This is a genomic window from Shewanella sp. AC91-MNA-CIBAN-0169 (assembly GCF_040310165.1).
Lineage (GTDB): Bacteria > Pseudomonadota > Gammaproteobacteria > Enterobacterales > Shewanellaceae > Shewanella.
In genome coordinates this window covers 144,006-167,678 of the sequence record NZ_JBEOPM010000003.1, presented here as the reverse complement: position 1 = coordinate 167,678, position 23,673 = coordinate 144,006, and the positions used below count along the sequence as shown (strand labels likewise).

Genomic DNA, 23,673 nt, shown 5'->3' with positions numbered 1-23,673 from the left:
CTACTGACAATAATAGAATGGTAATAAATTAAGGCCTTATACCTGCAGATTAAAGGTCACTGGGCCATCATTGACCAACTCGACCTGCATATCTGCACCAAATTGTCCTGTCTGTGTCATAACCCCTTGTTGGCGACAATATTCGACAAAAGCCAAATAAAGGCGATCGGCTTGTTCAGGAGTTGCAGCGCTCGAAAAACTGGGTCTTAAGCCTTTGCCGGTATCTGCTGCTAAGGTAAATTGCGACACCACCAATAATTGTCCACCGACTTGAGCCAGATTAAGATTCATTTTTCCGTTTTCATCACTAAACACCCGATAATTAATGACTTTTGTAGCTAACTTAACCATTTTATCAATATTATCTTCGCGCTCTATGCCTAGTAATACTAACAAGCCTTGGTCAATTTTGCCGACTATTGTATTGTCGACCGCCACTGACGCGCGTTTAACTCGTTGAATTAATGCAATCATAACTGCCTTAAACTATGCTATTTGATGATGCTTATTGAAGAAAATAAAACAAGGCCAACTGAGAGACCACAGGTAGCAACATAACTTGCTACTTGTGGCCCATACAGACTAGTTGTTACTGAATACATTGGCGTAGAACACCAATGCCACTTAAGATTTATCAGACGACGAAATGGATTTATCGACCACTAGAGGATCGTGCACATTATTGAGATTCTGGCTTTTAGTCTCAGTCTCTGTAAAAATTTCAGCTTTAAGATCATCCGCGATAACCGCTAAACTTTCCAGATACTCTGGCAGTGCGGCAGTAATTTCTGCACCGAGTAATACAATCATCCACGATAAATATACCCATACAAATAAAATCGGCACTACTGCCAGTGCACCATAAATGGCTTCATAACTCGGAAATTGGGTCACATAAAACGCAAAACCCTTTTTGCCTGCTTCAAATAATACCGCTGCTACAATAGCTCCCAATAGAGCATGTAAAAAATGGATTTTCTTGTTAGGCACGACCATATACAACAGTAATATAGATGCCACAGAAAACAGCAATGGTAGACGCTCAACAATCCACGGGACTAATCCAGACAACTCACTGCCAGTTACCACCTCTAATGAAACAACATAAGAGGTGGCCACTAGACTTGCACCAATGAGTACAGGACCTAGAGTTAACACCATCCAGTACATCGAAAATGACACCACGTAAGAGCGCTTTTCGGTAATTCGCCAAATGTTATTCAATGCTTTATCGATAGCTGAAATCAGCATAATGGCAACAAACACTAACGCAACAATACCGACAAAGGTGCCTTTAGATGCATTAGCGACAAACTCGTTGATATGCACTTGCACCGTATCACCCGCTGCAGGTATAAAATTATTATATATAAAGCCTTCAATATTGCCGCGAATACCTTTAAACACCGGAAAGGCCGATAACATCGACATGGTGACAGCCAACATAGGCACCAATGACAACAAGGTCACATAGGCCAAATGACCTGCTCGTATATTAATTTGGTCTTCAGCAAGCCGTTGTTTGAGATGGAGTAGAAACTGCCAAATCCCACTAAAAAAAGCCGCAATAGGGCTGTAATCAAACTTTTTGGGCATAATAATCCTTATTTCATACCACGTTAGTGGAGATAACATTTGTATTAAGTCACTAACTTCGTACAATGTTATAACATATTAGTCATCGAATAATGGAGCAAATTGATGTCACAACAAGGTTCGGCGGGTAATATACTCGCAGCTGTCGCGAGCTTATTTTTCCCAGGCCTAGGTCAGCTTTTACAAGGGCGTATATTAGCGGCTTTGTTATTCTTCTGCATTACTGCTGTTTGCTATTTCTTTTTTGTGTTGGTCATCCCAGCCATTATCGGTGGTTTATTCCATTTATGGAGCATCATCGACGCAGCAAAGTTTAAATCAGGCAGTTAACTCATAAGGTAGTTAACCTCAACGAGGACACTTTTCGCCTCACACAATAAAAGAGACACATTGATGAAAAAATGGATATCACTGGCACTATTAAGTAGCAGTTTACTGTTGAGCGGTTGTCAAAGCGCCTATTACGGTGCAATGGAAAAAGTCGGCTACCACAAACGCGACATTATGGTCGATAGAGTTCAAGAGGCTAAAGAGTCGCAGGAAGAAGCACAAGAGCAATTTAGCTCTGCATTGGAAGAAATGCAGGCGCTTTTGGCATTTGATGGTGGCGATTTAGAAGATGCTTATAATAAAGCGAAAGATGAATATGAGTCAGCTCAATCTGCAGCAGATGAAGTGAGTCATCGCATCGAGAAAGTCGAAGATGTCGCGGATGCATTATTTGACGAATGGCAAACTGAAATCGAAGAAATCAGTAAAGCCAGTTTACGTCGTAACAGCACCAGCAAGCTCAATGAAACCAAGCGTTCATATAAAACGCTAGTGAGAAGCATGCGTCGTGCAGAAGCAAAAATGCCACCCATTCTAACTGCGATGAAAGATAATATGCTGTATTTAAAACATAACCTAAATGCGCAGGCTATTGGTGCAATTAAAGGTGAGTTTGCCAATTTACAGACTGATATCTCTAGCCTGATTAAAGAAATGAACAAATCGATTGCCGAATCGAACAAGTTTATTGCCTCAATGGAACAAGGTTAAACCTTACCTAACCTATCAACTTAACGCCCTTAGCGGTAACCTATGCTGTCATAGTCTATGACGGCCTAGGTGCTGCTTTTGGGTATTTATATGTGCCTATGCGTATTTGTGCTTATTCGATCGGTGACTGGTCCACTGGCAATGCCGTACGGCTAAATATTTGCTTCAAAACTACTGTAGTTTCAATGCTGGCGACAAACTTGAGGTTGCCGAGCGATTTTTTGATAAATTGCTCATAAGAAACCAAATCTTTGGCGACTATTTTGAGCATATAATCATAAGATCCAGTTACCACGGCGCATTCCATCACTTGAGGTAATTGTGCCATGGTTGACTCAAATAACGCTGTCGATTGATCAGTATGTTCCGTTAAGCGTATCGATGTATAAACCACAACATTAAGACCCACTTTAAAAGGGTCAACTTGGGCACCATAGCCTAAAATCACTTTATCTTGTTCAAGCTTTTTGACTCGTCGTAAACAAGGAGTATCCGACATATTAACCTTATCGGCTAATTCAGAAACAGCCATCCGGCCCTGACGTTGTAAAATTTCTAATAGCTTGAGGTCTTTCTTATCCATTGAACAAATCGCTTTTTAGTGAGTGATTAACGGTATAAATATCATATTCCTGAGTGAAATCCTCTACAAATTTACGTTAATCACAAATATTTCAAGCAAATGGGAGCCACAAAACAATAAATGCCATAAAGTTAACATGGCATTTGTCTAAAGAGGGTAATTTGAGGTGATACTCGCGAATAACAAGAGCACTTAACACTCGTCAATATCGACGACAACTAAAGGTGACTCTCCTGCAACTTGTGGCTGAGAGTATCTAATTTCACATTTATTCGCAGCATAATCCGCATTAGGACGAATACGTAACCCGCTTCGATTATTAACATCGTATGTTGTGATGTTAAATTCACCACCGCTACCGTTGTCGGCAATGTTAATCATCCTGATGATACCTGCTGAGGTATGACGCGGATATCCGTAAGCTAGAGTCACTGATTGGCCTTGTACTGTAATACTATTGCCCAAACCATTACTGGCTCCAGGGGCCGTTTCATCGCAACTGGCGCTTATCACGCAAGCTGAATAGACCAAAGTTTTACCGCTGTTAATTGCTGCTGCAACACCCTGCATACTGCTCGCGTAAGCATTACTTTTTAAATCGATAAATTTCGGAGCAACCACGACAGCAAGAATGCCTAAAATAATAATCACTACCACAAGTTCTATTAAGCTAAACCCTTGCGGCTTACGCCACGAAAAACAACCATGATTAAATGAGCATGTATGTATCAATTTAGACATCCTGCAGCCAAATAAAAAATAACATTAATCTCTATTCTAAAATATTAATCAGCCAGTATCACCTGACTTTTGCCGGCATGTTTAGCCTGATACATCGCAACATCAGCACGATGGATTAAGCTATCTGTATCGCTATCAACACCATTATAAATGGCAGCGCCAATACATGCACTAATGATTAAAGAATGTGAGCCTATTTGAAAAGGTTGTTTGATCAGTTTAAGAACACTGTTGGCAGTGGCCATAACAGCGTCACTGTCGATATCATTCGGTAAAAGTAATACAAACTCGTCACCACCATAACGCGCAAGAATTTCACTCGGAAACAAATGCTTACTTACCTGTTAACCAATTTTGACTAGCAAAGCATCGCCAATGCCGTGCCCGTAAGTATCATTAATGACTTTGAATCCATCGAGATCGATAAAAAGGATTGAGAACGGCTGTTTTTTATCCCGTAAACGCTCAGTTGCCTGCCTGTTCGACAACCGATTAGCGAGTCCAGTCACCACATCATGATTGGCTAAATGTAACGCTTTAGTTTTGGCAATAACTAAATCTGCAGTGCGATCTCTGACTCGTTGAGATAACTCTTCACGGCTGTTTATCACCTCTTCTGACATTTGCTGAAAACTATCATTCTCACCTCTTTTGAGCAAAAAAAAACCCGATAATCAATTATCGGGTTTTTTATTGGTTTGCTTGTTTAAGCAATTGTATTCAAGAATTACAAGCTGTAGTACATCTCAAACTCAAGTGGGTGAGTAGTACGTGCAACACGTTCTGCTTCAGCCGTTTTAAGTTGGATATAAGACTGGATAAAGTCTTCGCTGAATACGCCGCCTTTAGTCAAGAACTCATGGTCAGCTTGTAAATGTTCAAGTGCGTTTTCTAATGACGTTGCAACCTGTGGAATTTCAGCAGCTTCTTCAGGAGGTAAGTCATATAAATCTTTATCCATTGCTTCACCTGGGTGGATCTTGTTTTGAATACCATCAAGACCAGCCATAAGTAATGCTGAGAAACCTAAGTATGGGTTTGCATGTGGATCAGGGAAACGCGCTTCGATACGACGGCCTTTAGGGCTTGGTACCACTGGAATACGAATTGAAGCACTGCGGTTACGTGCAGAATATGCAAGCATTACAGGCGCTTCAAAATGTGGCACTAAACGCTTGTAAGAGTTAGTGCTTGGGTTAGTGAACGCATTCAATGCACGAGCATGCTTAATAATGCCGCCAATGTAGTAAAGCGCTAAATCACTCAAACCAGCATACTTATCACCTGCGAATAAGTTTACGCCGTCTTTAGCTAAAGACTGATGCACGTGCATACCGCTACCGTTGTCACCAACGATTGGTTTTGGCATAAATGTCGCTGTCTTACCATAAGCATGCGCCATGTTATGAACAACGTATTTTAGAATTTGAATTTCATCAGCTTTCTTAGTCAACGTGTTGAAACGTGTTGCGATTTCGTTTTGACCCGCTGTTGCTACTTCGTGGTGATGCGCTTCAACTACTTGACCCATTTCTTCAAGTACTAAACACATTGCCGAACGTAAATCTTGTGAAGAATCAACTGGTGCAACTGGGAAATAACCACCTTTCACCATTGGACGGTGACCCGTGTTACCTTCTTCATAGCTCTTAGCTGAGTTCCATGATGCTTCTTTTGCGTCAATCTTAACAAAACAACCTGACATGTCGGTACCAAAACGGACATCGTCAAATAAGAAGAACTCTGGCTCTGGACCAATCAATACTGTGTCAGCAATACCAGTAGAAATTAGGTAAGCTTCAGCTTTTTTAGCAATTGAACGTGGGTCACGATCATAACCTGTCATAGTACCAGGTTCTAAAATATCACAACGAATAAGCGCTGTTGTTTCTTCTGTGAAAGGGTCTAATACGAAAGTGGTTGGATCTGGCATTAGCACCATGTCAGATTCATTAATGCCTTTCCAACCTGTAATTGAAGAGCCATCAAACATTTTACCGTCTTCAAAGAAATCTTCATTTACTTGATGAGAAGGAATAGAAACGTGCTGCTCTTTACCTTTAGTGTCGGTAAAGCGTAAGTCTACAAACTTAACTTCTAACTCTACAAGTTGTTTTAAAACTGATTCAACTGACATTCTCAAGCCTCCGGTAGGGTAAAGGGTTGTCCCTTAAATAATTTTGCTATTCGCCAGATGATGCACCTGGAAAACGAATCTTTTCATAATTATCAGCAATAAAGCGATATTCATGCCAGATCGCTAACTAATTGATTTTATGAAGATGAGAAAGTTTCCAAATCTTCTAAATCATAACCTTGCACCAACCTCGTGCATCACTATGTTTCATCATGGTGCAAAAGTCCATAATGGTGCGTCATGTTAATGTTGCTGTTTTAGCCAATGTCACAGTTTTGTCTTACACCATGGTTATGCTTCATATATATACGTTTTATGCTGTTTATTAATCCATAGCAAGCGATAGATTTACAAGTGTTCAAAAATAATCCTATCTACAAAAGCTGCTGTGAAGTAGAATGGCACGCTTTTTTACAGTAGCTATAATCTATAACTACTGTTAGATCCTTTTTTTTTATTTGCTGGTTTAGAGGTTTATCCGTGCTAGAGAATTTACGTAACATCGCCATTATTGCCCACGTTGACCATGGCAAAACAACCTTGGTTGACAAAATGTTGGCGCAGTCAGGAACCCTTGCATCTCGTGGAGAAGCTACTGAGCGGGTTATGGATTCTAACGATCTTGAAAAAGAACGTGGGATCACCATTCTGGCAAAGAACACTGCCATCCAGTGGAACGACTACCGTATTAATATCGTAGATACTCCTGGCCACGCCGATTTCGGTGGTGAAGTTGAACGCGTTCTATCTATGGTTGACTCAGTATTATTGTTGGTTGATGCAGTTGATGGCCCAATGCCACAAACTCGCTTTGTAACCAAGAAAGCATTCGCTCAAGGCCTTAAGCCAATTGTTGTTATCAACAAAATTGACCGTCCAAGTGCTCGTCCAGATTGGGTTATTGACCAAGTATTCGATTTATTCGTTAACTTAGGTGCCACTGACGAACAACTAGATTTCCCAATCGTTTATGCTTCGGCATTAAATGGTTTTGCAACGTTAGATCCAGATGTAGCAAGCGATGATATGACGCCGCTATTCCAAACTATCGTTGAGAAAGTAGCTTTCCCAGATGCTGATGCAGAAGCTCCATTCCAAATGCAAATTTCTCAAATCGATTATAACTCATACGTGGGTGTTATCGGTATTGGCCGTATTACTCGTGGTAGCGTTAAGACTAACCAACAAGTGACCATTATTGGCGCTGACGGTAAGACACGTAACGGTAAAATGGGCCAAGTATTAGGTTACATGGGTCTTGACCGTACTGAAGTGCCAATTGCAAATGCTGGTGACATCGTTGCTATTACAGGTTTAGGCGAGCTTAAAATCTCTGATACTATCTGTGCAGTGAATGCAGTAGAAGCAATGCCACCGTTAACTGTTGATGAACCAACACTAACGATGACATTCCAAGTAAACACTTCTCCGTTCGCGGGTAAAGAAGGTAAGTATGTTACTTCACGTAACATTCTTGAACGTTTACAGACTGAATTAGTTCACAACGTAGCACTTCGCGTTGAAGAAACAGAAAGTCCAGACCGTTTCCGCGTTTCAGGTCGTGGTGAATTACACTTATCGATTTTAATTGAAAACATGCGTCGTGAAGGTTATGAATTAGCCGTATCTCGTCCAGAAGTTATTCTAAAAACAATCGATGGTGAGCTACATGAACCATACGAAACTGTAACAGTTGACGTTGAAGAAGATCATCAAGGTACCGTAATTGAAAAATTAGGTGTTCGTAAAGGCGAAATGAAAGACATGCAGCTTGATGGTAAAGGTCGTGTACGTATCGACTTCGTTATCCCAAGCCGTGGCTTAATTGGTTTCCAAACCGAATTCTTAACAGCAACATCTGGTACTGGTCTAATTTATCATTCATTTGATCACTACGGTCCACACAAAGGTGGCGATATTGGTCAACGCGCTAACGGCGTATTGATTTCAAACGCAACAGGTAAAGCACTAACATTCGCTCTATTTGCTTTGCAAGACCGTGGTCGTATGTTTATTGGTCACGCGGCTGAAGTGTATGAAGGTCAAGTAGTGGGTATTCATGCTCGCTCTAACGATTTGACAGTAAACTGTTTGAAAGGTAAGCAGCTAACTAACATGCGCGCATCAGGTACTGATGAAGCACAAGTATTGACTACGCCTATCACATTGACTCTTGAGCAAGCTCTTGAATTCATCGATGATGATGAATTAGTTGAAGTAACTCCTAAGAACATCCGTGTTCGTAAGAGATTCTTAACTGAGAATGAGCGTAAGCGTAATAACCGCAGTTAATTACCATCAATGAGTGGCAACGTCTGCCACTCATTGAGACCTAAAAAGCCCAGATGCATGCATCTGGGCTTTTTGTTGTCTAGTCTATACAGGCTAAAAGCGAAAGGCATAGGACGCTGCGCTGCTAGTACGCTCCGCGGCTAGAGGCTATAAAGTCAACAGCTTAGCAGCGAAGCTTTCTCTATCCCTGAGATGACAAGCGATGACGAGCCAAGAGCCTAGGTGCTAGACTGCACGCAGCGTTCGCTTGTTATCGCTTGTTATCGTTTCTGAAGCTGTCTCTAGCAGCGAAGCGACTCTCGTGATACAACATGAAAACATTTAACTAGATATTTTACGTAAACGCAGATAGATTCAAACCAAGATCATTTTTAGGGAAAATATATGAGTATGTTGCAACAGGTAAGCGTCGCTAAAAAAGCCAATGTGTATTTTAACGGTAAAGTGATAAGCAGAAGCGTAGTATTAGCTGATGGTAGTAAACAAACTTTTGGTGTGGTATTGCCTGGTGAATATGAGTTTTCAACGGCTCAAGGTGAAATAATGCAGGTTATTTCTGGCAAATTTGACGTGTTATTACCGGGTAAAACTGAGTGGGTTGCATATGCTGAAGCAAGCCAGTTTGAGCTTGCACCAAATGTGAGCTTCAGTATCCGAACAGATCAAATTTCAGAATACTGCTGCCAATACATCTAGTGTTGTTGCACCTAAATAAACAATAGCGGTTTAATATCGCCGCTTCGATTCAGCTTAACTAAACAGTTTAAGCTGATTTTTTTTATAAAAACGTCTACTCTATTGAAACTGTCGTTTTATGGAGTACATCATGCGCCTTATCATACTTATTAGTTTGCTATTATTGAGCGCCCAAAGTGTTGCTACCGTATACCGTTGGGTAGATGAAAATGGCAAAGTTCATTACTCAGATGAACAAAAAAATAATGCCGAAGCTGTTGAATTAAATGAAAACACCCAAAACAACATGACGATTGACACCCCAACAAAAATCAATGTCATCCCAACAACAGAAGCATCAATTAACTACACGATTTCGATTACCTCTCCCCAAGAAGAAGCTACTGTGCGTGACAATAATGGCGCATTTACCGTGTCAGTGAGCGTCACCCCTCAATTACCTCGTGGCGTGCTAATGACATTATTAGTCGATGGTATTATCACTGCCCCAGCTCAAGCATCGAATATATTCCAATTGACGGGCATTAATAGAGGTGAACACTCGTTGGTTGTTAACGCTGTAACACAAAGCGGCAAAGTCCTTGCATCAAGCTCTCCTAGAAAGATATTCCTTCACCAAGCATCTGTATTTGGACCTGCAAAAAAGTCTAAATGATTAAGATAAAAATCATTTTATTCATTAGCTTATGAAATTTTGCGTGACTATTTATCTTACAAAATGCTTGTGTGTTCCGGGTTGTGATATGCACCAAAGTGGTGCATTATAATGGTGCAACCCTATACTAGGACGGCTAATGGACACAAATAACCTTCTCAATCACTTAGTCACCGCAGTGCTTGTTATTAATAACGAGCTCAAGCCGAGCTATGCTAATGCCGCGGCCGCACAATTATTGGGAGTAGGTAACCATAAGCTACTCGAGCAAACGCTTCCTGAGCTTTATCAACTGATGGGGGTTGAGCCACAATTACTACGCGATGCCATTAATGCCGGCCAGGGACTCACGGTCAATACCGCCGCATTAATCACCCTAGACGGCCAACATCACACCATTGATATCACCTTGATGCCAATTGAAAATGACAATAACCTCAGCATTTTAGAGTTACGTCAAGTAGACCAACAACGTCGCATTCATCAGCAGCTTAATATGGACGCCCAACAGCAAGCTGCACAGTTTTTGGTACGTAACTTAGCCCATGAAATTAAAAACCCGCTGGGCGGCCTTAGAGGCGCTGCGCAGTTGTTATCGCGAGAGCTCGACTCGCCCGAATTAAAAGAATTTACCAGTCTGATTATCGAACAAGCAGATAGATTACGTAATTTAGTCGACCGTTTACTTGGCCCGCAACGACCAACGCAGCATGCTGAACACAATATCCATCAAGTGATTCAAAAAGTGCTTAAGTTAGTCGAAATGGCACTGCCAGACAATATCTGCTTAAAACGAGATTATGATCCATCGATTCCAGATATTCAGATGGATCCAGATCAAATGCAGCAAGCCGTATTGAATATTGTCCAAAATGCGATACAAGCGTTAGAACATTGTGGTGGCGATATTGTCATTCGCACTCGCACTCAACATCAAGTCACCATTGGAACACAGCGCTATAAAGTGGTACTCGCCTTATCCATTATTGATAACGGCCCCGGTATTCCTGCTGAGTTAATGGATACCCTTTTCTACCCTATGGTCACCGGACGTGACGAAGGTTCAGGGTTAGGATTATCCATTGCGCATAACATTGCCCGATTACACGGCGGTCGCATTGATTGTGTTTCGGCACCAGGGCATACCGAATTTATTATTAACCTGCCATTACAATAACTAGCATGCCCTTTGTAGGCAGAATGAGGTAGTAACATGAACATTAGTGAACAAGTTTGGATCCTCGATGATGATAGTTCGATCCGTTGGGTACTCGAAAAAGCCCTTAAAGGCGCATCACTGTCAACGGCTAGCTTTGCTGCTGCAGAATCCTTGTGGCAAGCTTTAGAAGCATCACAACCTCAAGTCATCGTGTCTGACATCCGCATGCCAGGTACTGATGGCTTAACCTTGCTTGATCGCTTACAACTGCATTATCCACATATTCCAGTGATCATCATGACCGCCCACTCAGACTTAGACAGTGCCGTGAGCGCATATCAAGCAGGTGCATTTGAATACCTACCAAAACCATTTGATATTGATGAAGCCATTAATTTAGTTGAACGCGCACTCACACATGCAACAGAGCAAGCACCACAACCCGTTATTGATACCACCATAAAAACCCCTGAAATTATTGGTGAAGCCCCGGCAATGCAAGAAGTGTTTCGTGCCATAGGCCGATTATCTCGCTCATCTATCAGTGTGCTCATCAATGGCCAATCTGGTACTGGTAAAGAATTAGTCGCTGGTGCATTGCACAAACACAGCCCGCGTAAGGACAAACCCTTTATTGCATTAAATATGGCTGCCATCCCAAAAGATTTGATTGAATCTGAACTCTTTGGCCATGAAAAAGGCGCCTTTACTGGTGCCGCCAACGTGCGCCAAGGTCGTTTTGAACAAGCCAATGGTGGCACGCTATTTTTAGATGAAATCGGTGACATGCCAATCGATGTGCAAACGCGATTATTACGAGTCCTTGCCGACGGCCAGTTCTATCGTGTCGGCGGTCATCAAGCAGTGCAAGTTGATGTACGTATTATTGCTGCGACGCATCAAAATCTTGAGGTGCAGGTGCAAAAAGGCACCTTCCGCGAAGATTTATTTCATCGCCTCAATGTGATCAGAGTACACTTACCGCCGTTATCGCAGCGCCGTGAAGACATTGCCCAACTCGCCAATCACTTTTTAAGCACCGCAGCGAAAGAGATTGGCGTTGAACCCAAAATACTCACTAAAGAAACCGCGGTAAAATTGGCTAACCTTCCTTGGCCGGGTAATGTTCGTCAACTTGAGAATACTTGTCGTTGGTTAACCGTAATGGCGTCCGGACAAGAAATTTTACCGCAAGATTTACCACCAGAATTGCTTAAAGACCCAGTAGCAATCCAGCAGAAACAAGCTGGAGCAAGTGACTGGCAAACCGCATTAACTGATTGGATTGATGAAAAGCTGGCTGCCGGTGAAAGTGATTTACTCACTGAAGTGCAACCTGAATTTGAACGTATTTTACTTGAAACAGCACTAAGACATACTCAAGGCCATAAACAAGAAGCCGCTAAACGTCTAGGTTGGGGTCGTAATACCCTAACGCGTAAATTAAAAGAACTGTCCATGGACTAAAAACGAAACGACGCAGGGGAGCCATAATGATGTAATAACATTATGGCAATGACACTTTTATGAAAATGCTATGATCTTAACAACGGTAAGTGCGAAGATGATCTCATATTGCCCAGTTTACACATCACATCAGGGTACAAATAACCAAAAGCGCTAGAATATTTATCGAGTAAAAATGCTACATTAAAATATAACATTCAAACAAGGAACGATTTTGGATTTTGATGCTCATTATGGTGTAGTTATTCATCAAGATTTTATACCACTTTATGCCGATGATAATTATGCAAAAATCTTCGGTTATAATACAGCTCAAGATATTTTAGCGCTAAAGAGTGTTCTAGAGTTAATCGATCCCGAACTACAGGATGTAGCCACACACACTTACTACGCATTAATGAGTGGTATAGAAAAACCTCAGGTACGCAGCTACATTAACCGTAACCGTTTAGGTTTGAAACTCAATATATTAGCTATTGAACACATAGTTGAATGGCAAGGACGATCAGCCCTACAAATCACGATTGTGGATTTAACTGAATCTACAACACTTAAACAAGCTTTAGTACAAAGTGAAAGTCGCTATCAGCAATTAGTCAATGGATCTGTACAAGGCGTATTAGTACATCGCAACTTTAGCCCGCTGTATTGCAATCAGACATTAGCACAACTATTCGGTTACCCTAATACCCAAAGTATTATGTCACTCGCCTCAATTTTGGATGTGATTGAACCAAGCTATCAAGAACAGCGCCTAGACGCTAACGCTGCGTTACTCGCGAATAAAGTTAAACCTCATCCTGTTGAAATCAAATGCCTACACCTTAGCGGTCGTATCATATGGGTGAAATTAATTGAGACGGTAATCAGTTGGGAGCAGCAACCCGCTATTCAAGTTACCATGATCGATGTCACCGAATCTTATTTATTAAAAGACAAACTCGATAAACAAATCTATGTTGATTACCTCACAAAAGCCCTTAATCGACGAGGGTTAATCCATTTTAGTCAGCAATTAATGACCCATAGCACCCTTGTGCATGAACACCTTTATTGTGTCTTAATGGGTATAGATGACTTAAAGCAAATTAACCATTTGTTTGGCCATGATATGGGTGATAAAGCGTTAATTCACTTTGCTCAGCATTGCCAAAGTAAGCTTGCTGAAACTGACTTAATCGCCCGTTGGAGCGGTGATGAATTTATTGCCATCATTCAAGCTAGCAGCAAAAATATGGCACTAAAAATAGCCGAGAGTATTCGTCATAGTATCGAACATACGGAGCTAATCGAACCAGAAAGCGGTAAGCACATTCGCTTTAGTGCCTGTGTCGGGTTATCTAACTGGCAAGCTGACGACACTATCGACCGCCTTATTTTGCGTGCAGATTCAGCGTTAGAACAAGCCCGATCACAAATCACTAGCCAGCTAGTGTTTGCATAACCTAGAATCATAAATACACTAAATTAAGCCAATATTCTGGCTAACAAAAGCCGCTATTGCGGCTTTGTTAGTATTAAAACGTCAATTCGTCACTGTTAATGATAACCGATTGATATTTAGAACAGTATGCTCAAGATACCAACAATGATAAAAGCTATGGTGCCGAGTAAAGTTTCCATCACTGTCCATGTTTTTAACGTGGTTTTCTCGTCCATTTCCATCAAACGCCCTACCAGCCAAAAACCGGAATCATTAAAGTGCGATAACACCGTTGAACCACCAGCAATGGCAATCACAATAAAACATAAATCAGCAGCGCTTAATCCAGCCGTTGCCGCAACCATGGGCGCAATTAATGCAGCTGTAGTGGTTAATGCCACAGTTGCAGAACCTTGCGCCACCCGCAAACAGGTGGCAATAACAAATGCGGCCACAATTAACGGCATACCGGTATCGGATAATGCATCCGCTAACGCTTGTCCTATACCACTGGCACGTAACACACCACCAAACATGCCACCAGCACCCGTGACTAATATCACCGCACAAATTGGCCCTAATGAATCGCCACACAGTTTTTCAAGCGGTTGCATGCCGTAGTCTTTAGCAAAGACCACCAAACACACTAATAAGGTAATCAGCAATGCGATGGGCGTCTTACCCAGCATTCGCAGTAATTGAACTAATGGCAACTTACCATCAATAACTCCTGCTACCGCTAAGGTATTTAACCCCGTATCCATAAAAATGAGTATCACAGGTAACACCAGAATCGACATCACTGTAGCAAACTTGGGGATCTTGTCGACATCGATAATAGGTGCGGTGCTGAAGAAAACTTTCGATACGGGAATATCAAATTTTTTGCCTGCATATAAACCAAATAAGTAAGCGCCGATATACCATGTAGGGATTGCCACCATCATGCCAACAAATAGCAATAAACCAATGTTGGCGCCAAGTAAGTCTGCAGCCGCTACCGGTCCAGGGTGTGGCGGTACAAAAGCATGCATCACCGCAAATGCACCCGCAGACGGTAAAGCATACTTAAGTGGTGAGTCGCCAAAGCGTTTAGCCACGCTAAAAATAATAGGCATCATTACCATTAAGCCAGCATCAAAAAATATTGGAAAACCAAACAACAGCGAAGCGATACCTAACGCTAGCGGCGCTTTATCTTCACTAAAGCGGCTAATCAAGGTATCGGCAAGCACTTTAGCACCGCCAGTGACCTCTAAAATCTTACCTATCATAGCGCCAAGGCCGACTAATAAGGCAACTGAAGCCAAGGTGCCACCAAAACCCGCCATCATAGTCGGCACTACTTGATCACTGCTAATGCCACTTGCCAGTGCAGTGGCCACGCAGACTAATGTTAACGATACAAAAGCATGCAATTTCATTTTAATAATCAAGATCAATCACGCGATAATGGCGAGTGCAGCTATCATCAACAAGTAGGTCGGGTCTGCGATTTGTACCATTGTGTCCATACTATATTCCAAAGTGATTAATGAGAGTGCTCATTCGAATTCACAAACCTTAATGAGATCAGTAAACTCAAGTTATAAACTGAGTTACGAAAAAATAAGCCTTTAATTATATAAGCTTATATTAAGGAATGGTAAGAGAATGACAGGAAAATGCATTATTGTAATGGGTGTGTGCGCATGTGGTAAAAGCAGCGTAGGTGAACTGTTAGCAAAAATTATGAATGCCACTTTTGTAGACGGTGACGATCTTCACCCCCAGGCCAACATAGATAAAATGGCCCGAGGAGAACCTCTAAATGATGCTGATAGAGCACCTTGGTTATCGCGTATTGGTGATCTAGCTTTAGAATTTAACAACCAAAATAAAACCGTGATTATTGGTTGTTCTGCACTAAAAAAATCCTATCGGGATCTAATTCGGCAAGGTAATCAACAGGTCGGTTTTTTATATTTGCAGGGTAGCTATGAATTGATTTTGGCACGCATAATGGCCAGAAAAGGTCACTTTATGAAACAAAACATGGTCGACAGCCAGTTTGCCACATTAGAAGAACCCACTAATGAGCCATTAGTGGTGACTGTCGATATTAACGCCAGTATTACAGACATAGTAAAGCAGGCTTTGGCGCAATTTAACGCTCTGGGATTTTAATCTCTATATCTAACCTGTGTCAGCTTAATCGCACGTATTGCTGAGCTGGCATTTGTCATCCCCATTCATCTCTATCACACCGGGTCTTGGTGAATAATCACTTCAGCATCATCAAACGCCGCTTTAATCGTCATACCCGCTTTATCTGCTATTTCATGAGCATCATGCAAAGACAAGTTACCGGCTAATTCCATGTGCAATTGAATAAATGTGGTTTTACCTGCTTGGCGAGTACGTAAATCGTGAATACCTTGAACCCGAGGGTCTTGTTTGGCCAAGGCTTTAATCTTGTCACGAGTCTCGTTGTCTAACTCACGGTCAAGTAAGCTCTGAATTGAACGATAACCTAAACCGAGTGCTTGATTACCAATAAACAATGCAATAAACACCGCAAACAAACCATCGGCCCACCACCAGCCATATTGCGCTAATATTAGCGCAAACAACACCGCTGCATTCAATAACAAGTCAGACTTATAATGCAATGAATCGGCTTCAACCAAAGAGCTATTGGTTTTTTTCAACGCATGTCGTTGCAGTAAAACGAGTGCAAATGTCAGCACAATGGCAATAATCGACACCACGATGCCGCTCATCGCATTGGTGACTGCCACTGGATGAATAAGCTTTTCGCCGCCATACAATAATAATAACGACGCCGAACCTAAAATAAAGGCCGCTTGGGCTAACGTTGCTAATGGTTCAGCTTTGCCATGGCCATAACGATGATCTTTATCCGCGGGAACAATGGCATACCGAATAGCAATAAAGTTAACAATCGAAGCAAGTGCATCTGCAAATGAATCCGTTAATGAGCCCAACATACTGGCCGAGCCAGAGTACAACCAAGCGATTAACTTAATCACAATAAGACACAGCGCAGTAGCTACCGACGCGCGGCTAGCTAATTTGACCCAAAAGTCATATTCAGAAGAGGTACTCATATAAGAATTGTCGGCTCATTTAACTGATGATTTATCTGCTATTACTATAGCAAGTTCATTGCTCGATTAGGATAAAGTTTACTAAAGTCGTTGCTGGTCTTATGCAAAGTGTGACCATTAGCAAACTTGCATGAATAAAAAAGCCATTACCCCAAGGTAATGGCTTTTATCTATTTAACCTGATGTTGTATCAGTTAATCATTAACGGCGCGGTTTGTGGCCTTTACCTAGCTTAAATTTATCTTGAAACGTTTGTTGCTGTTCAGGCGTTAATAATTGATAAATTTCGTTTTGCATTTTCAAATGCGTCAGCATCTTTTGTAAATGCTTTTGTTGCTGTGCTTCAGCCATTTCAGTTGCTTTTGCTTCGTCAAAACCAGCGGTAGTGATTAACGCTAACATTTCTGTACGGTGCTCAGCGCGCTGCTCTTTAGTTGGGCGCTCAGGACGGTTAGCTTTGTACTTATCGAAGATGGCTTTTACTTGAACTTTTTGGGCATCAGTTAAGTCCAGTTTACGAAGCATTTTATGCATGCCACCTTTGTGACCATGATGTCGGTCACCTTTAGCGGCAACATTTTCAGTTTTTACAGTGTTATCAGCTGCATCAACTGCATATAACTGGCCAGCTAATAAAGCCGAACTTGCCACTAAGGCAACTAAACTCGTTTTGATGATTGATGATGTTTTCATTGTTAAGTACCTCGGTATGAATGGGATTTATTTTCTGCCTTAGCAGATTTGATACTCAGTTTACCGAATGCAATGTCAATGAGGGTTAAGACTGAGTAAACCTATGTAAAGAACGTTTTCATAGCACTTTAGCGCCAGTAATTCATGATCAAGTTGGCATATTGAATGATAAAAATCGCAGTAATGCGAGCCAGTTAACGTAATTCAGACTTGATCCTTACAGTATTCATATTAGGGCATAAAATCTAACTATTAGCGCTTTAATGGAATACATTATGAACCGATTGATTGGCCAATTACTGTTACTTCTTTGTGTACTGATATTGGCACCCAGCTCAATAGCCAGTACCGCGGCCTCAACAGACGACTCACTTTGGTATACTCAGCAAAACCAGCAGCCTGTGGTTAAACTGCATTTCTTTTGGTCTAAAACCTGTCCTCATTGTCGTGAAGCTCATCCTTTTATTGATGCTTTAGGCGAACGTTTTGACTGGATAGAATTACACGACTACGCCATTAGCGAACCCGGCAATGTCGATAAACTCATGGAAATGGGCCAACACACTGGTGTTGAACCTAAATCGGTGCCCTACTTTGCCATTTGTGGCGAGGCCGTTGTTGGCTATAACAGTCATGATGTCACAGGGCGTTACATCCTAGAGCGCTTAGTTAACTGCTATCAACGCCAAGGTGGTAAAGCTGACATTAGTAATAAGCTCGATGATTTCTTAGGCGCTACGCCAGTGGTAAGCGCACCACTATTTGAAACCTGTAGTGACACGAGTGACGACCCAGAAGCCGAAGGTTCGTGTGGTATGTCGTTTGACCAAGCCAGTGACATTACCCCTATACCAACTGTTCAGCCTGTCGACATTCCACTCATTGGTGCAGTGCACCCTGAAGAAATGTCATTGCCAGTGCTCACCTTAGTACTCGCTGGTGTCGATGCTTTTAATCCTTGCGCATTCTTCGTGTTGCTGTTTTTACTGAGCATCATGGTTAATGCAGGCAGCCGCAAACGTATGTTATTGGTAGGCGGTATTTTTGTATTCTTCTCAGGCTTTATCTACTTTATATTTATGAGCGCCTGGCTTAACTTATTCCAACTACTTGGCGGCGGTGATGGCGGTATCATTATCACTTGTGCGGGAGTATTGGCATTGATTGCAGCCATAGTGAATATAAAAGATTACTTTTACGGCCGCGGCGACGTCAGCCTTTCAATGTCAGTTGAAAATCGTGGCTCGCTTATTAAGCGTATGGGTAAATTATCTAAAGCCAGCTCGTTACCGACAATGATTTTAGGCTCAACGATTCTGGCTATTTTAGCTAACACTTATGAACTGCTTTGCACCGCTGGTTTTCCAATGATTTACACCTCAGTGTTGTCGTTATCAGATCTCGATACCATGCAACGTTACTTATACCTCATCGCTTACAATGTGGTTTACGTTATTCCACTTGCCGCTATTGTGATTGTATTCTCAATGACCTTAGGTAAACGCAAACTGACCGAAAAAGAAGGCGAAGTACTTAAACTGATGTCAGGTATTATGATGTTAGGTTTAGGCAGCATGTTAGTGTTTAACCCTAACTCACTGCAAAATGCAGTCTTTTCTGTAGGTCTGATTTTGGGGTCTATTGTACTGACCTTTATTATTGCCAGAATTAAACGCTACATAGTGCAAAATAAAGCAGGATAAATGTAAAACTGTGCAATGTTGATATGATTTAATCTTGGCATAAGATAAGCTTAATTGATCGAAAAATCTGTATGTTAGCTTCAACATACAGATTTTCTTTGTGCCAGAGGAAAGTTATGAATCGCATTTTACTGATCGACGATGATATTGGTTTATCCGATCTACTCAGCCAATTACTTGAGTTGGAAGGCTTTGTACTAACCCAAGCTTATGATGGTGAGCAAGGGCTGATGATGGCGCAACAGCAAGACTTCGATTTAATCCTTCTTGACGTGATGCTGCCTAAACTGAATGGTTTTGAAGTCTTGCGTGCTTTACGCCAACGCAAGCAAACACCGGTATTAATGCTAACCGCTCGCGGTGATGAAATTGACCGAGTTGTCGGCCTTGAAATTGGTGCCGATGACTATTTGCCAAAACCCTTTAATGACCGCGAGTTAGTGGCTCGAATTAGAGCCATATTACGTCGAGCACAAACCACTCAGCAAGATAGCCAAGCCAATGAGATGATGCAGTTTGGTGATTTACGCCTCGACCCTACCCGCCAAGAAACCTATTGCAATGAGCAACTAATCATTCTCACTGGCACCGAATTTTCACTGCTGTTTCATTTAATCGAAAAGTCAGGCGAACTGGTCACCAAAGAATCATTAAGCGAAAACGTATTAGGCAAAAAGTTAATGCCATTTGATCGTAGCTTAGATATGCATTTGTCTAACTTACGCAAGAAACTACCAGAGCGCCAAGATGGCCGTCCACGCGTCAAAACCCTGCGCGGTAAAGGTTATATTTGGATACCGTAATGCTAAAGAACAATCCATTTAACGGGCTATTTTTTAAATTATTGTTAGGCTTTTGGCTATGCAGTTCATTGATTATTGCACTGGTGTCTTTATTGCCATTACTGCAACAAAATCATGATCGTTCGCCATTACCTGCCAGCCTTGAGCGAGTGCTTAAAAACGTTGCAGAACGGATACAAGAGCAACCTCAATTGCTCGAAGGTAAAAACCTTCAACGTCTGCACCGTAGCCGCAATAAAGAAGGTGATAGAAACCATAATGGCGGCCCATTGCGTTTATATTTAACCGACGGCGAAGGCCAAGTATTAAATACCAAACGAGTATCGCGTGGATTTAGACGTTTTCAACTCATGGCAGAAGAAGCAGACCAACCGATCAGCCATCAATTTAGAGATGAGCTTATTTTTGGCCCGTATTCTTTTGAGGTCAACAGCAAACCGTATCAATTATTTGGTCGTTTCCCCGATAATCATCCACGGCCGTGGTTCTTCTTCTTTGCCGACAATAAATTACTGACCGCAGGCTTAGCCATATTATTGTCAGGCTTATTATGCGGTTTACTCGCATGGTATTTGGGTAAGCCATTACGTTCGCTAAAGCACAGTGCCAATGCCCTCGCTAGAGGTGATTTATCTAGCAGAGTTGATGCCGCTACCGCAAATCGTCGCGATGAAATGGGCCAATTGGCACAAGCTTTCAACGGCATGGCCGATGCCGTACAAACCATGATTAACAATCAGCAAAGATTAATGGGCGACATATCTCATGAACTGCGCACACCACTCACTAGGCTGCAATTAGCCTTAGCGTTAGGCCGTAAAAAAGGGCAGCAAAGTGAAGAGCTAGAACGTATCGGCTATGAAGCCTTACAACTTGAAGCGCTAATAAGCGAGTTGCTCACTCTATCTCGGGTAAGCTTGGCCAGCCATGAAAATAAAGTCGTACTCGAATTAGCAGAATCTTTAAGCCAAGTGTTAGATGACGCCGAATTTGAAGCCGAGCAGCAAGGCAAACTATTACAAATTGATATACCAGAGGCGCTGCTATTACCTTTTCACCCAAAGACACTCTCGCGCGCCATAGAAAATCTGCTGCGTAATGCTATTTACTATGCCAATAGTCAGATAACCATTAGTGCAGCCCAAGTTGGCAAGCACATATTGATAACGGTGGAAGACGACGGTCCAGGTATAGAGCCACAAGAACTCGAAGCTATATTTAAACCTTTCTATCGCCCCGACACTGCCAGAGACAGGCAAAGCGGCGGTTGGGGTTTGGGCTTGGCAATCACTCAAGCCGCCATTACGTTACACCAAGGCAGTATAGTGGCAGAAAACCTTATCGGCCCAACAGGAAAGCGCGAAGGCCTTAAGCTCAGTATCAGTTTACCGGTTAACTAGTCGATATAAAAAACATAAACTTCAACCACTTATATTCTAATCGGACTGAGTAATGGCATTGTCCATAACCCCTGCATACGCAGGGAATAAACGAGTATCAATAAACAGCTAGCTCAGCTGAATAGACGACACAGCGTAAAGCACATTATTGATAAACATGTCATGACTAGGTAAAAATTACCCCTAACTGGCAACATTTTCCGATAAATGTGAGCAGCCTGAGCCGCTTCACCATTAGGGATAATCATCTTGGCAGCCACTAGCGCTTAGCAATCACCCATACCGCGTGCACTATCCCAGGAATGTAGCCTAGCAAGGTTAAAATTATATTTAATAATAAGGTCTTACTTAGCCCCACTTGCAGGAAAACCCCAAGAGGTGGCAGTAAGATTGCGATTAAAATACGTAATAAATCCATGATATTCTCCATTTTGAATGAGCCGAGGTTAGCAATTACCCCAGCGTGTATGAACTGATTTGTATTCACTTTCATAATATACAAAGCAATTACCAGACCACTATTTCTAATGTTGCTGTTCTAGATCTTAATCAGCATCGGTTTTTAAGCAACTACACGACCCCATATATTGACCTATTAGTATGCCTTTAGAAGTGAAAAAAGCCCTTTTTGCATAGTCTAAAAACATTAGCAGATAACGCTCACAACCTTTGGTGCCTTTGAAGTTTATTTGCTAATATTGAATAATGACAGGCTAATACCTTGCGGATAATCTTATGATTTGTCGATTTTTTTTAAACAGTTTCCCTCGCTGCAATCAGCGATCATCCCCAAGATTAAGTCGATGGATTCTACTATGGAGTTTAGTCACTGTTGGTTGCCTTACCAACTTTGTATCTACTGATGTCCAGGCTGCGCCTTCGCCCAACACTGTGAAGCAACTGATACAGATTAACGACCCAAGCAGCGCAATAGACATTGAAATACAAGGCTCTGTCGTCAATCTAAACGGCTCTGCCACGGAGCAAGCGAGTAAAGAGCGCATACTGCAAACCATAGCCGCTTTACCTGGTGTAACTCAGGTGGTGGATAATATTCACTTGCAACCTATTGCGCCCTTATCTTTAGCTCCCCTGAAGCAAGATGCTGAGCAATTTTGGGCCAAAGCCTTACTCTATTTACCGCGTTTGGCTTTAGGGTTATCGATTTTCTTACTCCTATTTTGGCTTTCACATCCTTTAGCTCGCTTATTGATTAGTCCCTTAGCTTGGGTGACAAAAAGTGAGTTGATCCGTTTAGTGATGCAGCGCAGCATCAGTGTATTAATCATATTGTTAGGGCTGTATATATTCTTGCGTCTCGCGGGCTTAACGCAGTTTGCGGTCGCGATTATTAGCAGCACTGGTGTCATTGGGCTGATTTTAGGTTTTGCCTTTAAAGACATCGCCGAAAACTTTATTTCCAGCTTATTACTCAGTGTGCAGCGTCCGTTCAAATTAGGTGATGTAATCTCCGTCGAAGGGAATTTGGGAGTGGTAAAGCAAGTCACAGCAAGAGCCACCACGTTAGTCGATTACGACGGAAATCATATCCAAATACCGAATGCCACTATCTATAAAAACGTGATTAAAAATCTTACCGCCAACCCGAGAATGCGTGGCAATTTTGTCATTGGCATTGGCTATGATGCAAGTATCCGTAAGGCTCAGGACATCGCTATGGAGATCATGGCCGATCATCACGGCGTACTCGCAGATCCCGAGCCGCAGGTGCTGATAAAAAACCTTGGTTCATCGACGATTAATCTACAAGTGTATTTTTGGGTCAATGCTGAAACTCACAGTGTTCCCAAAGTGGCTTCAATTTTAATGCGCTTGCTGGTGCGCGCTTATGAAGCGAATCAGATCAGCTTGCCTGACGACGCCCGCGAACGTATTTTCCCTCAAGGGATACAATTAGTCACCAATGGACATCAGCAAGGTGAAACACCTCTGAATACGATACAGAGCACTGAGCACAACAGCAACAAAGCCCAAGAGCCCTTAGAAGATGCCCATAATGAAACTAGCGATGACATCAGCAGCGATACCGATGATATACGTCAACAAGCGGCACAATCACGAGATCCTGAAAGTGGCGCCAATATTATCTAAGCTCTTATGTTGGTTGAGGAATAAGCATGGAATTTTTATTTCTCGATATGCGAACTATAGCG

The 23,673-nt window shown here is 42.0% G+C and carries 22 protein-coding genes and 1 pseudogene; 13 read left to right on the top strand and 10 right to left on the bottom strand.

Features of this window, described 5'->3' with window-relative positions; all coding sequences use genetic code 11:
• Positions 1–36: 36 nt before the first annotated feature.
• Both dtd and AAEY98_RS04820 read right to left on the bottom strand, forming a co-directional pair.
• On the bottom strand, positions 37–474 hold the full coding sequence (gene dtd, locus AAEY98_RS04825; protein ID WP_101084946.1) for a D-aminoacyl-tRNA deacylase: 438 nt from the start codon (positions 472–474) through the stop codon (positions 37–39).
• A 150-nt stretch (positions 475–624) separates the two neighbouring features.
• Positions 625–1,596 carry a virulence factor BrkB family protein gene (locus AAEY98_RS04820; protein WP_101084945.1) on the bottom strand — a complete coding sequence of 324 codons (972 nt, stop codon included), beginning with the start codon at positions 1,594–1,596 and terminating at the stop codon, positions 625–627.
• Between the two features lie 105 nt (positions 1,597–1,701).
• Here AAEY98_RS04820 and AAEY98_RS04815 point away from each other — a divergent pair, with 105 nt between their 5' ends.
• Positions 1,702–1,926 (top strand): hypothetical protein, encoded by a 225-nt coding sequence (locus tag AAEY98_RS04815; protein ID WP_101084944.1) that lies wholly within the window; start codon positions 1,702–1,704, stop codon positions 1,924–1,926.
• 63 nt (positions 1,927–1,989) lie between these two features.
• On the top strand, positions 1,990–2,637 hold the full coding sequence (locus AAEY98_RS04810; RefSeq protein ID WP_011635819.1) for a DUF2959 domain-containing protein: 648 nt from the start codon (positions 1,990–1,992) through the stop codon (positions 2,635–2,637).
• Positions 2,638–2,749: 112 nt separating this feature from the next.
• Here AAEY98_RS04810 and AAEY98_RS04805 read toward each other — a convergent pair whose 3' ends face one another.
• From AAEY98_RS04805 to glnA, 4 genes and pseudogenes are all read right to left on the bottom strand, one after another.
• Entirely contained in the window at positions 2,750–3,220 is a 471-nt protein-coding gene (locus AAEY98_RS04805) for an Lrp/AsnC family transcriptional regulator (protein ID WP_101084943.1), read from the bottom strand.
• A 192-nt stretch (positions 3,221–3,412) separates the two neighbouring features.
• The gene (locus AAEY98_RS04800; protein ID WP_162022113.1) at positions 3,413–3,961 is read right to left on the bottom strand and encodes a type II secretion system protein; all 549 of its coding nucleotides are present in this window, start codon (positions 3,959–3,961) and stop codon (positions 3,413–3,415) included.
• Positions 3,962–4,005: 44 nt separating this feature from the next.
• A pseudogene (locus AAEY98_RS04795) lies at positions 4,006–4,584 on the bottom strand (diguanylate cyclase domain-containing protein).
• Between the two features lie 104 nt (positions 4,585–4,688).
• On the bottom strand, positions 4,689–6,098 hold the full coding sequence (glnA, locus tag AAEY98_RS04790) for a glutamate--ammonia ligase (protein WP_101084941.1): 1,410 nt from the start codon (positions 6,096–6,098) through the stop codon (positions 4,689–4,691).
• Between the two features lie 480 nt (positions 6,099–6,578).
• Here glnA and typA point away from each other — a divergent pair, with 480 nt between their 5' ends.
• The 6 genes from typA (at position 6,579) to AAEY98_RS04760 (ending at position 13,811) form a co-directional block, all read left to right on the top strand.
• Complete coding sequence (gene typA, locus AAEY98_RS04785; protein WP_101084940.1) at positions 6,579–8,390, top strand: translational GTPase TypA; 1,812 nt, start codon at positions 6,579–6,581, stop codon at positions 8,388–8,390.
• 384 nt (positions 8,391–8,774) lie between these two features.
• Positions 8,775–9,086 carry a pyrimidine/purine nucleoside phosphorylase gene (gene ppnP, locus AAEY98_RS04780; RefSeq protein WP_011635813.1) on the top strand — a complete coding sequence of 104 codons (312 nt, stop codon included), beginning with the start codon at positions 8,775–8,777 and terminating at the stop codon, positions 9,084–9,086.
• Between the two features lie 130 nt (positions 9,087–9,216).
• Positions 9,217–9,741 (top strand): DUF4124 domain-containing protein, encoded by a 525-nt coding sequence (locus AAEY98_RS04775; protein ID WP_101084939.1) that lies wholly within the window; start codon positions 9,217–9,219, stop codon positions 9,739–9,741.
• Positions 9,742–9,880: 139 nt separating this feature from the next.
• Positions 9,881–10,918 (top strand): nitrogen regulation protein NR(II), encoded by a 1,038-nt coding sequence (gene glnL / locus AAEY98_RS04770; protein ID WP_101084938.1) that lies wholly within the window; start codon positions 9,881–9,883, stop codon positions 10,916–10,918.
• Positions 10,919–10,954: 36 nt separating this feature from the next.
• The gene (glnG, locus tag AAEY98_RS04765; protein WP_350996672.1) at positions 10,955–12,367 is read left to right on the top strand and encodes a nitrogen regulation protein NR(I); all 1,413 of its coding nucleotides are present in this window, start codon (positions 10,955–10,957) and stop codon (positions 12,365–12,367) included.
• A gap of 214 nt (positions 12,368–12,581) precedes the next feature.
• Positions 12,582–13,811: a sensor domain-containing diguanylate cyclase gene (locus AAEY98_RS04760; protein ID WP_351008570.1), complete on the top strand. Its 1,230-nt coding sequence runs from the start codon at positions 12,582–12,584 to the stop codon at positions 13,809–13,811.
• 116 nt (positions 13,812–13,927) lie between these two features.
• On the opposite strand, the gene AAEY98_RS04755 is transcribed toward AAEY98_RS04760, so the two are convergent.
• Entirely contained in the window at positions 13,928–15,226 is a 1,299-nt protein-coding gene (locus AAEY98_RS04755; protein ID WP_351015306.1) for a GntP family permease, read from the bottom strand.
• A 217-nt stretch (positions 15,227–15,443) separates the two neighbouring features.
• On the opposite strand from AAEY98_RS04755, the gene AAEY98_RS04750 reads away from it, so the two are divergent.
• Positions 15,444–15,956 (top strand): gluconokinase, encoded by a 513-nt coding sequence (locus tag AAEY98_RS04750; protein ID WP_351008575.1) that lies wholly within the window; start codon positions 15,444–15,446, stop codon positions 15,954–15,956.
• A gap of 74 nt (positions 15,957–16,030) precedes the next feature.
• Here AAEY98_RS04750 and fieF read toward each other — a convergent pair whose 3' ends face one another.
• Positions 16,031–16,900, bottom strand: coding sequence for a cation efflux pump FieF (fieF, locus tag AAEY98_RS04745; protein ID WP_101084934.1), 870 nt, complete (start codon positions 16,898–16,900; stop codon positions 16,031–16,033).
• A 201-nt stretch (positions 16,901–17,101) separates the two neighbouring features.
• Complete coding sequence (locus tag AAEY98_RS04740; RefSeq protein ID WP_350996663.1) at positions 17,102–17,593, bottom strand: Spy/CpxP family protein refolding chaperone; 492 nt, start codon at positions 17,591–17,593, stop codon at positions 17,102–17,104.
• 275 nt (positions 17,594–17,868) lie between these two features.
• Here AAEY98_RS04740 and AAEY98_RS04735 point away from each other — a divergent pair, with 275 nt between their 5' ends.
• The 3 genes from AAEY98_RS04735 (at position 17,869) to AAEY98_RS04725 (ending at position 21,499) form a co-directional block, all read left to right on the top strand.
• Positions 17,869–19,296, top strand: coding sequence for a thioredoxin family protein (locus AAEY98_RS04735; RefSeq protein WP_351015303.1), 1,428 nt, complete (start codon positions 17,869–17,871; stop codon positions 19,294–19,296).
• Between the two features lie 116 nt (positions 19,297–19,412).
• Positions 19,413–20,099 (top strand): response regulator, encoded by a 687-nt coding sequence (locus AAEY98_RS04730; protein ID WP_059745835.1) that lies wholly within the window; start codon positions 19,413–19,415, stop codon positions 20,097–20,099.
• On the top strand, positions 20,099–21,499 hold the full coding sequence (locus AAEY98_RS04725; protein ID WP_182743313.1) for an ATP-binding protein: 1,401 nt from the start codon (positions 20,099–20,101) through the stop codon (positions 21,497–21,499). Before AAEY98_RS04730 ends, AAEY98_RS04725 begins: the two co-directional genes overlap by 1 nt.
• Positions 21,500–21,758: 259 nt before the next feature.
• Here the strand turns inward: AAEY98_RS04725 and AAEY98_RS04720 are convergent, their stop codons facing one another.
• A complete protein-coding gene (locus AAEY98_RS04720; RefSeq protein ID WP_011635799.1) occupies positions 21,759–21,917 on the bottom strand; it encodes a YqaE/Pmp3 family membrane protein in 159 nt (52 codons plus the stop codon).
• A gap of 317 nt (positions 21,918–22,234) precedes the next feature.
• Here AAEY98_RS04720 and AAEY98_RS04715 point away from each other — a divergent pair, with 317 nt between their 5' ends.
• On the top strand, positions 22,235–23,611 hold the full coding sequence (locus AAEY98_RS04715; protein WP_351015300.1) for a mechanosensitive ion channel domain-containing protein: 1,377 nt from the start codon (positions 22,235–22,237) through the stop codon (positions 23,609–23,611).
• The last annotated feature ends 62 nt before the right edge of the window (positions 23,612–23,673 follow it).